The 11,504-nt window shown below is 66.3% G+C and carries 12 protein-coding genes; 5 read left to right on the top strand and 7 right to left on the bottom strand.

What is annotated here, in order from left to right; translation table 11 throughout:
* Positions 1 to 503 (bottom strand): ArsR family transcriptional regulator (locus tag RTM68_RS13505; protein ID WP_312171747.1); only part of this gene is annotated, 503 nt, incomplete at its 3' end.
* Between the two features lie 117 nt (positions 504 to 620).
* Here RTM68_RS13505 and RTM68_RS13500 point away from each other — a divergent pair.
* Genes RTM68_RS13500 through RTM68_RS13490 form a run of 3 tightly spaced genes read left to right on the top strand, consistent with a single transcriptional unit; the run spans position 621 to position 2,422 of the window.
* Entirely contained in the window at positions 621 to 881 is a 261-nt protein-coding gene (locus RTM68_RS13500) for a DUF6458 family protein (RefSeq protein WP_312171745.1), read from the top strand.
* A gap of 6 nt (positions 882 to 887) precedes the next feature.
* Positions 888 to 1,610: a phosphatase PAP2 family protein gene (locus RTM68_RS13495; RefSeq protein ID WP_312171743.1), complete on the top strand. Its 723-nt coding sequence runs from the start codon at positions 888 to 890 to the stop codon at positions 1,608 to 1,610.
* Positions 1,607 to 2,422, top strand: coding sequence for a DUF1206 domain-containing protein (locus RTM68_RS13490; RefSeq protein WP_312171740.1), 816 nt, complete (start codon positions 1,607 to 1,609; stop codon positions 2,420 to 2,422). Before RTM68_RS13495 ends, RTM68_RS13490 begins: the two co-directional genes overlap by 4 nt.
* 139 nt (positions 2,423 to 2,561) lie before the next feature.
* Here the strand turns inward: RTM68_RS13490 and RTM68_RS13485 are convergent, their stop codons facing one another.
* The 6 genes from RTM68_RS13485 to RTM68_RS13460 form a co-directional block, all read right to left on the bottom strand.
* Positions 2,562 to 4,463 carry an ABC transporter ATP-binding protein/permease gene (locus RTM68_RS13485; RefSeq protein WP_312171739.1) on the bottom strand — a complete coding sequence of 634 codons (1,902 nt, stop codon included), beginning with the start codon at positions 4,461 to 4,463 and terminating at the stop codon, positions 2,562 to 2,564.
* Positions 4,460 to 5,743 (bottom strand): peptidoglycan-binding domain-containing protein, encoded by a 1,284-nt coding sequence (locus RTM68_RS13480; protein ID WP_312171737.1) that lies wholly within the window; start codon positions 5,741 to 5,743, stop codon positions 4,460 to 4,462. Before RTM68_RS13480 ends, RTM68_RS13485 begins: the two co-directional genes overlap by 4 nt.
* The gene (locus RTM68_RS13475; protein ID WP_312171735.1) at positions 5,740 to 6,609 is read right to left on the bottom strand and encodes a hypothetical protein; all 870 of its coding nucleotides are present in this window, start codon (positions 6,607 to 6,609) and stop codon (positions 5,740 to 5,742) included. Before RTM68_RS13475 ends, RTM68_RS13480 begins: the two co-directional genes overlap by 4 nt.
* Before the next feature lie 20 nt (positions 6,610 to 6,629).
* Entirely contained in the window at positions 6,630 to 7,046 is a 417-nt protein-coding gene (locus tag RTM68_RS13470) for a peptidase inhibitor family I36 protein (RefSeq protein WP_312171734.1), read from the bottom strand.
* Between the two features lie 349 nt (positions 7,047 to 7,395).
* Positions 7,396 to 8,574 (bottom strand): calcium:proton antiporter, encoded by a 1,179-nt coding sequence (locus RTM68_RS13465; RefSeq protein WP_312171733.1) that lies wholly within the window; start codon positions 8,572 to 8,574, stop codon positions 7,396 to 7,398.
* Between the two features lie 156 nt (positions 8,575 to 8,730).
* On the bottom strand, positions 8,731 to 10,131 hold the full coding sequence (locus tag RTM68_RS13460; RefSeq protein WP_312171731.1) for a threonine/serine exporter family protein: 1,401 nt from the start codon (positions 10,129 to 10,131) through the stop codon (positions 8,731 to 8,733).
* Positions 10,132 to 10,205: 74 nt separating this feature from the next.
* Here RTM68_RS13460 and RTM68_RS13455 point away from each other — a divergent pair, with 74 nt between their 5' ends.
* Complete coding sequence (locus RTM68_RS13455) at positions 10,206 to 10,817, top strand: sugar O-acetyltransferase (RefSeq protein WP_312171728.1); 612 nt, start codon at positions 10,206 to 10,208, stop codon at positions 10,815 to 10,817.
* Positions 10,807 to 11,424 carry a TetR family transcriptional regulator gene (locus RTM68_RS13450; RefSeq protein WP_312171726.1) on the top strand — a complete coding sequence of 206 codons (618 nt, stop codon included), beginning with the start codon at positions 10,807 to 10,809 and terminating at the stop codon, positions 11,422 to 11,424. Before RTM68_RS13455 ends, RTM68_RS13450 begins: the two co-directional genes overlap by 11 nt.
* The last annotated feature ends 80 nt before the right edge of the window (positions 11,425 to 11,504 follow it).

Below are 11,504 nucleotides of genomic sequence, written 5' to 3'. Positions count from 1 at the left end.
GTGATCACGAGGTCGCCGTCGGTGCGGACCTCGTCGACGTGGCGGGGTGGACGGCTCTGATCGATCGCGAGCCCGTGGCGGGCAGCGGCTGCCGTGGCCTGCGGGTTCACGCCGGCGGCGGGCCGGGTGCCGGCGGAGGCGACGTCGATCGCGCTGACATCGCGCCAGATCGTCTCGGCCAGCTGCGAGCGCGCGGAATTGGCGGTGCACACGAACAGCACCCGCCGCGGGGGGTCGACGCTGGGCGGTGCGAGCGTGTCGAAGATCTCGGGACGGAGTCCGATGTAGCTGCGGCGCCGGTCGAACTCCGAGCGGGTGCGGCTGATGATCTGCGCGGACTCCAGCACGCCGAGGTGGTGTGCGATGAGGTTCGACCGCAGATCGAGGGCCGATCCGATCTCGGACGACGACAGATCGCCGAGCGTGAGCAGATCGACGATGCGCAGGCGCGTCTGGTCTGCGAGGGCGGCGAAGATCGTCGCGCGGCGTTCGAGCTCAGTCATCGTTCCCATCCATACCACGTGGGAAGGGTCGTGTCCATGACTATTGACTCAGTGCTCATTGACCATAATGTGGGGGTCGCGAGGTCGCAGGGGCGGCCTCGGGGAGGAATGGACACCATGGGAATCGGAACCGGAATCGCGCTCGTCGTCATCGGAGCGATCCTCGTCTTCGCACTCAACATCGACACCGGCGGCTACGTCGACCTCGATCTGATCGGCTACATCCTCATGATCGCGGGAGCCCTCGTGTTCCTGATCAGCCTCGTGCTCGTGATGCGCAGCCGTCGCGTCGAGACGGTGGACCGCACCGCCGTCGACCCGGCCACCGGCGAGCGGGTCACGCGCCGCAGCATGCGCAACAACGACCCCATCGCCTGATCCGTCGTGGCAGACGTCGCCCGCGGCACCACGGCCCTGGTCTGGGGTGTCGCGGCGACCCTCGCCTTCGCCGCGCTCCGCGCCGTCGTGGCGATCGGCGGGCATGAGCCGCTGCCGATCGACCACTCGTGGAACGAGCTCATGGGCGCTCTCACGAGCGATGTCTGGCTCGTCGTGGCCTGGGTGCCCGCCATCGTCGGCGGCACCGTCGGCATGATCGTGATCGGCGCCCTGCTGATCGTCTGGCTGCTCTGGCGGAGACGACGATGGGATGCCGCGACGCTCGCGATCGCGATGGTCGCCGTCGTGGCGATCGGCGCCACGATGGCCGCCGTCATCGGCCGCACGCGACCCGAGGACTCGCTCGCCGAGAGCGTGGCGACCTCGTTCCCGTCGGGCCACACGGCCGTCGCGACGACCGTCGTGGTCATCCTCGGCCTCATCTTCCGGCGCTGGTACGTGTGGATGCTCGGCACGGTGTGGGCGCTCATGATGATGTGGAGCCGCACCTACCTGCATGCGCACTGGCTCAGCGACGTGGTGGCCGGGATGCTCGAGGGTGTCGCCGTCGCCACGGTCGTCTGGGCATGCGTCTCACTCTGGCGTTCCCGCCGGGCCGCGCGTGCGAGAGCCGAACAGTCCGTACAGACTCGCGACGACGCTCTGCGAGAAGACCCCCTACGGGCAGACCCGTCCCGCGAAGAACCGATCGAAAGAAGTGCGCCATGATGAACACCCGCGCGTCGGCATCGTCGACGGCCCGAGCGGCCCAGGACTCCACCGCATTCCGTGTCCTCGCCCGTGTCGGCTACGTCGTCCTCGGCATCCTGCACATCCTCATCGGAGGCATCGCGATCTCGATCGCGACCGGCGGCGGTGGCGAGAACGCCGACCAGGGCGGAGCTCTGCAGCAGATCCAGCAGACGCCCGCCGGCGTCTTCCTGCTGTGGCTGATCGTGCTGGGACTGCTCGCCCTCGCGATCTGGCAGATCGCCGAGGCCGTCGTCGAGCGCGACCCCGACACGAAGAAGAAGTGGGCGCACCGGGTGAAGTTCCTCGGCACCGCCGCCGCGTACCTGGCGATCGGCGGCACGGCCCTCGTCTACGCGATGGGCGGCCAGTCGCAGTCGTCCGAGTCGTCGCAGTCGTTCAGCGCCCGGCTGCTGGCGGTGCCCGCCGGTGTCGTGCTGCTCGTGCTGGTGGGGCTCGTCGTCGCCGCGATCGGCATCGCGTTCATCGCGCGCGGTGCCACCAAGGCATTCACGAAGCACCTGTCGCTGCCCGGCGGCGCCGCGCGGTCGGGCATCGTCGCCTTCGGCATCGCCGGATACATCGCGAAGGGGATCGCCGTCGGCGTGGCCGGTGTGCTCTTCGTGATCGCCGCGCTCACGCATGACCCCGAGACCGCCGGCGGACTCGACTCGGCACTGCGCGCGCTCGCCGGACTCCCGTTCGGCGTCGTGATCCTGTGGGTCGTCGGCGCCGGCCTCGTTCTCTACGGCCTGTTCTGCATCGCCCGCGCTCGCTACGCGCGCATGTGACGCCCGCGGCCGAGCGTGCGATGAGGTGAGTGGCGTTCATCCCACGCGTTGCCTCGCTCGTCGTCCGACGCGCGCCGTCACGCCAGCGAAGCGCGCGGCAGCCGTCCGGCCGTGCGAATGGCCTGACGGACGGTCGAACTCAGGACCCCCGAAGGTTCTCCGCCGGACGGAGTTTAGCTGCTCGGATTGATGCGAGGGCGCCTCCAACACTCGAAACAATGACGCCGAGCACGACAGCAACCGGCATCAGCATGAGGTCGAAGACCGGCGCCCACCGCTGGCTGATCGTCACCACAAGAATGGCCATCGTGCCAACCAAGAGGCCGCCGATTCCGCCCAGCATGCCGACATATACGGCTTCAACCGCGATCAGAACCCCGATATCGCGCTCCTTCGCACCCAGCGCTTTCCGTAGGCCGATCTCGCCTCTGCGAGCGCTGACAGCCATGAGAGTCGTGTTGATCAGAGCTGCGATGGCAACGAGTATCGCAAGAAGCGTGAAGGCGATCAGCGTCGTTTGCACGCCAGCTTCAATGCGAACCCTCAATTGGCGGTCATCCGAGGGCGCAACGATCGATATCTCGTCTGGGGCGAACGGATTGATCGACGGAGCAAGCTGCGACGCGACCTGAGGCGCAGCGCCCGCCACCGTCGTCACCAGCAATGTGGCCTCCGGTGCCATGGTGTCCAAGCTCGAAGCATCCGCGCCGAGCAACAGTTCGCCCCTCAGCAGCGGGAGTCGTGCGGATTCAGTGATGAGACCGGCGACCACATATCGTTCACCAGCCACGTGGACGGTGGGAGCCGACGCGATGTCGCCGAGTTCTAGATCCCTGGCGAGCAGATCGCCGATGTACGCCTCGCCAGGTACGAGAGGACCTCGGTGCCATCGCGCATCGTCGACTTCTGCCCTGAGCGCCTCTTCAAGGTCGCCCACCACGACGTGGGGTTGTACGTGCGCGGTCGCTGTGGCCGTCGACACCGCGGTCGCGGCAAGGTCGACGACGACCGCAGCAGCATCCACCCCTGCCACGGCTCGTGCCGTCGAGGGTGCCTCGGCGAGCGGTCTGGAGTGCGGCAGTTGTGTACTCCACCTGGCGGTCACTTCGCGGTTGAGATGAGCATCGAATGCTTCAGAGACCTGTGCGTGAGCGGAAGTCGACAGCCCGAGCGTCGTGATGGATAACGCCACAGCGATCGCCACGGCCGAACACTGCGCAAGTGTCTGGTTCTTTCGGGACGATATCGAGGCCCAGGCGTCGGTCAACATGTCTGTGACGCGGATGACGGCCTTGGTGTCGTCGGGGGGCTCGAGAGATACGCTTTTCCGCCCGCTCACGGATCTCTTTCGAGGAGCTCGAGATCTGGTGTCAGAAACCACCTCGCCGTCCGCGATGCGGATGATTCGATCCGCACGAGCCGCAACGTCAGGAGAGTGAGTCACGATGACGACCGCGGCACCATCTCGATTCACTCGCTCGAGTTCGTCGAGAACAAGTGCAGCGTTGACGGAATCGAGGTTGCCTGTCGGCTCGTCGGCAAGGACGAGCCGAGCGTCACCGGCCATCGCGCGCGCGATCGCGATCCTCTGACGCTGCCCACCGGAGAGGGTGGACGTGCTCTGCCACGCAGCGTCATCCAGGCTCACTGCGGCGAGAGCCCGAATCGATTCTTCCTGTCGCTGACGAAATGCGACTCCGCGGTACAGGAGATTCAGTCCGACGCTGTCGACCGCGGGACGCTGCTCCAACAGATGGAAAGCCTGGAAGATGAACGCGATGTGACGGGACCTCAATCTCGCCGTTGCGCCGCGGTTGACCCGACCTGGTCGTCTGCCCGCGAGGAGATAGTCACCAGATGAAGGGTCGTCGAGAAGACCGAGGACATTCAGCAGGGTGCTCTTGCCGCCACCGGATGGGCCGACGATGGCGACGAACTCACCGTCGTCGATCGTCAGCGACACATCGCGTAACGCCTGGACCTCAGGACCGCGCGACGGCGTGTAGATCCTCGAGATGTGTCGTAGTTCGATCAACGTCATGAACCCACCCGGACCTGATCACCATCCTGGATCGACGATGGAGACGACGGCAGAATCGCCGTTATGCCATCAAGGGCGCCGAGGACAGTGACCTCGACCTCGGTGAGTTCCCCGCCCGATCGCCTGACGATGACCACCTGATTCGTATCTCCCCGGTCGATGACCGCGATCGTGGGCACGAGAAGCGCATCCTGATCCACGATGATCTGCGACGCGACAACTCGCACCGTGGCATGTGACGCCTGGATCGGATCTGAGGGAATCACCGTGACGATCGACGTGCCCGGGATTTCATCGCTCTCGTTCCGGTCGATCGTGGATTCCTCTTGCAGGGGCGATTCGCTCAGCTCGATGCTCGACACCGTCCCCGTCGATACCTGGCCGTCTATCTCGATGGAAACCTCGCTTCCTTGAGCGATGGCAGTCAGATCCGCCGGCACGACCTCAACGGTCACGATGGTCGTCGTCGATCCGAGAACGATGTCAGTCTTGCCGTCGGCCCCGACGGCATCGCCCACGGGCAACGCACTCAGCGAAACCGAGGGAAGAATCGTGACGCCGACGACTTCAGAGAAGGGAACGAAGGCCGCGCTCGTCGCACGGGTCACTTCGGACGCATCGCCCGTCTGCTGGCCGTCGTCTGTCTGCTCGGAATCCGATGCGCGTAAGTTGCTCTCGTTGTCGACGTCCCGTGTGGCCGGAGTGTACTCATTCCTGGAGTACCACTCCCGAACAGCTGTCTCTGTCTGCGCGCCGAACTCGCCGTCCGCATTCAACGAGTAGCCCAGATGCTTCAGTGTCTCCTGGATGGCAACGACATCGGGACCCTGATCGCCGAGCCCTACATCGCGGTAGAAGGGGAACGCCGACTGCACGACGAAGACGGGTCTTCCGTTGACTTCGGTCAGAACCTGACCGGTATTCACGGTCATACCCTGAGTCACCGGGCGTCCCGTGACCACGGAGCGCAACGCTCCGCTCGGAATCGCCAAGCTGAGGGATTCCTCATTCTCGGGGACCACGCTCCCGGAGAAGTCTGTCTGCCGAACGAGGTTCCCGGTGGAAACCGTAGCAAGAACGGGGCCCGAGGTCGGCGGAGCAGTCGCAGCATCCCGTTGGGTCGGTGATTGAAAGATCGTTGCGAGTGCCCAGCCCGCGCCTAGTGCGAGAACAGCCGAAAGGAGGATGACGAAGGGCTTCACCCTCCGTTCGGCTGTCCTGCGGGGAAACGGGGCGATCACTCGCTCGATCTCGACGTCGGTGGAGTCGGCACCAGTCATTTCGATGGTGCATTCTCCGCGATCAACGTTCTCAATTCATCGGTATGAGCGACCGCGTCGTTTCGAATGCGTTCGAGCTTGTCGCGATTCTCCGTCACAAGATTTTCTTGGGCCGACCACTCGGCTTGATACCGGGCCTCGGTGTACCCGCTGGAATCGCGGCAGCGAGCATCGGCCTCCGCAATCGACAGCTCTTCCGGCGACGCTACCTCGGTCAGATTGTCGCCATAGATTCCGTACTCCTGCGCCATCTCGAGCGTCGGAATCTCGCCCCACGGATCATCCGGCAGCTCGAACGTGATGAATCCCGAGAGGCAGGATTTCCATGTTTCGGCTGCATCGCGGACGGCATCGATCGACGAGATCTCATCGCGCGTCTGCATCTCGAGACTCGCGATGTAGTTCAAGCCGTCCGCACCTGCCACCGTCTTATCGCTACGCGCCTCTTCCCCGCAGGCGTCAAACCGTGATCGAAACTGTTCGTCCGGGTCGTAAACGTTCGTCCACGCGGTGAATTCCGTCCAGGCGAGGAGATCGGCGGGGTTCGGTGGCGGAGCATCGTGATATCCGTACCGGCGCGCGAGTTCTGGATTGAATATCTTGAGAGCGGCGTCATTGACTGTCTCAGGTTGCGGGAAATCGGTATCTTGCCACGGTACGGGCCACTCGTAGCCCTGACCTTCAAGACACTTCGCGATCAACAGCTGCTCCGCGTAATTGCTCAAGGACGGATTGAAGATCTTGAACTCATCGAGGGGCATCGCCCACATCGATTGATTCTGGACGACGGTTCTCTCCGGCTCAGGCGACGTACAGCCCGTCAAAAGTCCCACCACGCAGGCCAAGGCCGCCGTCGAGCCGATCACGGAGCGGCATCTGAGTGACCTCAGTTGCATGTGGCGGTTCCCACCTTCGTCAAGCCCGAAGCGAAGTATCCCGATGATGCCCGGTCGTTGAATCCGATAGCGCTGAGATCGGTCTTGCCCGTGCCGCGGAGGATGGTGATACGCGATCCGGTCTTGTTCACGCCATCATAAAGATAGGAGGTCTCCGTGTTTCCCTTGTTGAACACAGAAGTCGTCTTGTTGTTGATATTCCAATAATCTCCGAGGTCGTCGATGCACCAGGTGAAGTTGATGAATCCGCCGACCGTTCCCCAGTCAGTTGCGTAATTGGCGCCCGACCATACGCACGTGCTGCCGGAGCTGCACTCGCTGAGTGCGGCACTCGCTGAGGCCGCGGTCGACAGAGTGGCAGCAGTCGCCACTAGAATTACAGCAGCGCTGACAATGAGCTTCTTCAACCTCGATGTCTTCTGGATGCTTCTTTGCACCATGCTGTCCCCCGGATCGTGGATATCGGTAGCCTGCGGTGAGGCTCTCGCGTCAGATTAGACGAGTGCGCGCAGAAGTCAGACGCATATTCTGGAACACCAGACCACCGTTCCAGCATGCCGATATACGGCCACCGCCGACACGGACCCACGCGCCCACAACGCCCGATTCCCCGGGCGCAGCCCCGCGGATCACCGCACGTCGCGCATCGATACCCGCACCACCGTCGGCATCGGGATCGACGTCGTGCTGAGAGGCCGCCCAACGGACGTCGCGGTCTCGCGTAACGGGGCATCGACGCCCCGCCCTCGCGACGCCTCAGCTGAACAGGATCAGCACGTACGCCGCGAACGTCACCAGGTGCGCCGCGCCGTGCATCGCCGTGACGCGCTTCGCGCTGAACGTCGCCACGGACAGCAGCAGCGTCACGGCGAGCATCAGCAGGTTCGCGGGCGACTCGGCGAGGATCACGGTCTGTCCGGTCAGCATCCCGATGATCAGCACCGCGGGAATCGTCAGCCCGACGGTCGAGACGAGGGCGCCGTGGCAGAGGTTGTTCACGCGCTGCGCCTCGCCGCCGAGAGCGGCGCGCACCGACGTGATGGACTCGGGCAGGAAGACGATCATCGCGATCAGTACGCCGGCGAGGGCCGGGGGAGCACCGAGGCGCCCGAGTCCATCGTCGAGGAGTGCGGCCATGTCGTGCGACAGCAGCACGATCGGCACCACGGTGACGACGAGCAGTACGAGCCGGATGACGACCTCGCGGCGGTTCTCGCGGAGCACCGCGACGATCCCGCCCGATGCCGCATCCGCGTCGGCGCCTGACGAACCCGCACCCGACGCACCCGCACCCGCCCCCGAGCGCAGACGCTCGTCGACCTCGGTGAAGTCGGAGGCCTGCGCTCCCATCTGCCGGAAGAGGAAGAACGCGTAGAGCGCGAGCGTCAGGATGATGATCGGGATCGCCTGCCCGAACGTGTACGACCCGGCCTCGCCGATCAGCGCGGGCAGCGCGAAGGCCAGGGATCCGAGCACGATGAGCATCGCGAGGTAGGCCGAGGTGCCGGTGCGGTTGTGTGCCATGGCGCCGCGGCGCAGACCGCCGAGCAGCAGGCAGAGTCCGATGACCAGGTTGAGGATGATCATCGCGACGGCCATGACCGAGTCGCGGGCGATCGTCGCGTGCTCGCCCGGGCCGAGCATCACGGCCGAGATCAGGATCACCTCGATCAGCACGATCGAGAGCGTGAGCACGAGTGATCCGTACGGGTCGCCGAGCTTGTGGGCGAGGGCCTCCGCCTGCTTCACGACGCCGAAGGCGCACGCGATGATCACGGCGATGATGACCGCGAGCGCGATGATGAGTGTCGCCGCGGGCGCGGGGGCGGCGATCACGGGGTGGATGAGGAGCAGGATGCCGAAGGCACCCCAGCCGAGGGCGATCCGTCCGATGTCGGTGGCGCCGACCAGTCGGGTCTGTGAGGTGTGCGACATCTGCAGCTCCTTCGAGGCGGGGCCGTCCCCGATGAGAGAGGCGTCCGGGTCGTCCCGGTCGCGGTGCTGTGTCAGCGTTCTGCCTCGATGGTACGCGAGCGGGGTGCGCCGTGCCTGATCATCCGCAGGTCAGTGCCTGATCACGGCCTGTGCAGGTCAGCGCCGCGCGCGGGCGCGAGTCTTCGTGACGCCGTTCAGCGTGGCCCGCACCGGGGTGCCGAGGTACAGTCCGAGCGAGGCGCCCGACGCCAGGCCTACGCCGATCACGACCGCGTCGACGAGCGATCCGCCGATGCCGAGCACACCACTCGTGGTTCCCGCCGCGTGCACCATCTCGAGCAGACCCTGGAACACCGCGACACCGGGCACGAGCGGCACGATCGCCGCGGTCGTCACGGCGACCGACGGCACGTGCAGGTTGTGGGCGATCAGCACCCCGACGAAGCTCGCGAGCAGGGCGCCGATCGCGCTGGCCGCGGCCGGATGCAGCTGCAGGGCGATCATGCTCGAGTACCCCGCGATCGTGATCGCGCTGAGCAGTGCGCTCACGAGGATGATGCGGATCCCGGCGCCGTTGAACACCGCCACCGCGATCGCGATGATGATCGCGCCCGTGAACTGGTTCAGCAGCGGTCCGAACGGCGCGGGGTCGTCGGGCAGGTCCATCGTGAACCCGAGCACGCTGCCGAGCTGCAGGCCCACGAGGATGCCGATCACGACGCCGAGCGTCTGCATGGTCAGGTCGAGGATGCGCCCGCCGGCGGTCAGCGCGAACCCGTCGATCGCATCCTGCGCGGCGCCGACCACGGTGAGACCCGCCAGCATCAGGACGATTCCCGAGGCGACGATGATCGAGGGGCGGATGCCGACGAAGGGCTCGATGCCCGCCGAGCCGAGCGCCGACACCGCGACGGCGACGACCGTCGTGACGAGGCCTCCCGCGATCTGGCTGAAGAACAGCGGCACCCGGATGCGCGCGAGACCCGCCTGGGTGACGGCGGCTCCGAGCGCGGCGACGAAGGTGAGGCCGACGATGATCGGCGAGGCGCCGAGCATGATGCTGACGCCGACCGCGAGCAGTGCGCGTGCCACGACGACCACGGGCTGCTGATAGCGGAACGGCACCCGGCGGATGACGCGGAACGCCGTGCGCGCCGACTCGAGGTCGAGCCCATCGGCGATGTCGGCCACGAGGGCCTGCACCCGCTGCAGCTTGTCGTGATCGGGGGCGGCGACGCGCACGACCCGCACGAGCGTCTCGGGCCAGACCTCGCCGCTGAGGTGGAACGACACGGTGATGGAGTTGTACGTCACATCGACCTGCACCCCGCGCATGCCGTAGGCGTCGCACACCCGGATGATCGCGAGCGTCACCTCGTGCGCCGAGGCGCCGACCGCGAACATCGCCTCTCCGATGCGCGTCGCGAGGTCGAGCACCCGCGGCACCGTGCGCTCGTCGATCACGGGCATGGCCTCGGTGTGCGCGACGGACGAGGGGTCGGTGTGCAGGATCCTGCGCATCGAGGCGAGCAGTCGCCGCTGGGGGTTCGGGGACATGTCGTCCATTGTGTCATCGGCACTGGCTGTGGAGAGATGAGTACGGACGTACGCAGATTTGCTAATCTCGAGGCATGACGGACGATGGCACGACGGACTACTTCGCAGGCGACCCGCGCACCAACCGGGAGCGGATGCTCGCGGGCGACCTCTACATCGCCGACGACCCCGAGATCGAGCGGCGCTCGGCGCGAGCCGCCCGGCTCGCCGACCTCTATCAGCGTCAGACGTTGGCGGGCGACACCGCTGCGCGCGGATGGCTCGAGGACCTCATCGGCGACCTGGGGGAGGGGGTCGTGATCCGCCCACCACTGCGTGTCGACTACGGCGATCACATCTCGATCGGCGCGCGCACGTTCGTGAACTTCAACCTGACGGCGCTCGACGTCGCGGCGATCACGATAGGCGCCGACTGTCAGATCGGGCCGAACGTGCAGTTGCTCACTCCCACGCATCCGATCGACCCGATGATGCGGCGCGACAAGCTCGAGGCCGCTGAGTCGATCACGATCGGCGACAACGTCTGGCTCGGCGGCGGGGTGATCGTCTGCCCCGGAGTGACGATCGGCGAGAACAGCGTGATCGGTGCGGGATCGGTCGTCACGAAGGACATCCCCGCCGGTGTCGTCGCGGTCGGGAGTCCCGCCCGCGTCGTCCGGGCGATCGGAGATGAGGATGCCGTCTGAATCGGGTGCCGGAACCCGCAGCGGCCGGCGGAACGACCCGGAACGTCGCGAGCGCATCATCAGCGCGTGCCTCGACGTGATCGCCGAGTCGGGGGTGGCCGGCGCGTCGCATCGCCGCATCGCTGCAGCCGCCGGCGTGCCGCTCGGATCGATGACCTACCACTTCGCGGGCATCGACGAGCTGCTGCGCGAGGCGTTCACGCGGTTCGCCACCACGGTGAGCTCACGCTTCGAGCAGCGCATGGTCGCCGCATCCGATCCGGCATCGGCCCGTGCCGCCGTCGTCGCGATCATCCTCGAGGATGTGGCACGGGGCAAGAGCGAGCTCGTGCTCTCGCATGAGCTCTACACGCTCGCCGCCCGTGAGCCGGCGTACCGTGCCCTCACGACGGCCTGGATGCGGCGCAGTCGCGCAGCCCTGGAGCGACATTTCGACCCCGAGACGGCGAGGCTTCTCGACGCGATGATCGAGGGCGTGTCGATCCACCGCGCCCTCGACGACGAGCCCAGAGGCAGAGCGGAGGTCGAAGACGCGGTGGACCGGATCGCCGGCCGGTCCGGCGAGGGCCTCCGTGGGGGGCACGGGTCGGCGCCCCCCACGGGGTGATCAGTGCGCGCCGACCGCACCCTCGGCGGTCTCGACGACGACCTGTCCTGCGCTGTGCCCGCGGGCGGTGCGCAACAGCA

Origin of the sequence: Microbacterium sp., assembly GCF_031988965.1 — a bacterium.
Lineage (GTDB): Bacteria > Actinomycetota > Actinomycetes > Actinomycetales > Microbacteriaceae > Microbacterium.
The sequence above is the reverse complement of the archived record's forward strand: the minus strand, read 5'-3'. Positions and strand labels throughout refer to the sequence as shown.

Excerpts from the sequence above, each read along its gene's own strand:
- RTM68_RS13500 (WP_312171745.1), top strand. The coding sequence starts at position 621 with ATGGGAATCGGAACCGGAATCGCGCTCGTCGTCATCGGAGCGATCCTC.
- RTM68_RS13490 (WP_312171740.1), top strand. The coding sequence starts at position 1,607 with ATGATGAACACCCGCGCGTCGGCATCGTCGACGGCCCGAGCGGCCCAG.
- RTM68_RS13485 (WP_312171739.1), bottom strand. The coding sequence starts at position 4,463 with ATGACGTTGATCGAACTACGACACATCTCGAGGATCTACACGCCGTCG.
- RTM68_RS13480 (WP_312171737.1), bottom strand. The coding sequence starts at position 5,743 with ATGACTGGTGCCGACTCCACCGACGTCGAGATCGAGCGAGTGATCGCC.
- RTM68_RS13465 (WP_312171733.1), bottom strand. The coding sequence starts at position 8,574 with ATGTCGCACACCTCACAGACCCGACTGGTCGGCGCCACCGACATCGGA.
- RTM68_RS13460 (WP_312171731.1), bottom strand. The coding sequence starts at position 10,131 with ATGTCCCCGAACCCCCAGCGGCGACTGCTCGCCTCGATGCGCAGGATC.
- RTM68_RS13455 (WP_312171728.1), top strand. The coding sequence starts at position 10,206 with ATGACGGACGATGGCACGACGGACTACTTCGCAGGCGACCCGCGCACC.
- RTM68_RS13450 (WP_312171726.1), top strand. The coding sequence starts at position 10,807 with ATGCCGTCTGAATCGGGTGCCGGAACCCGCAGCGGCCGGCGGAACGAC.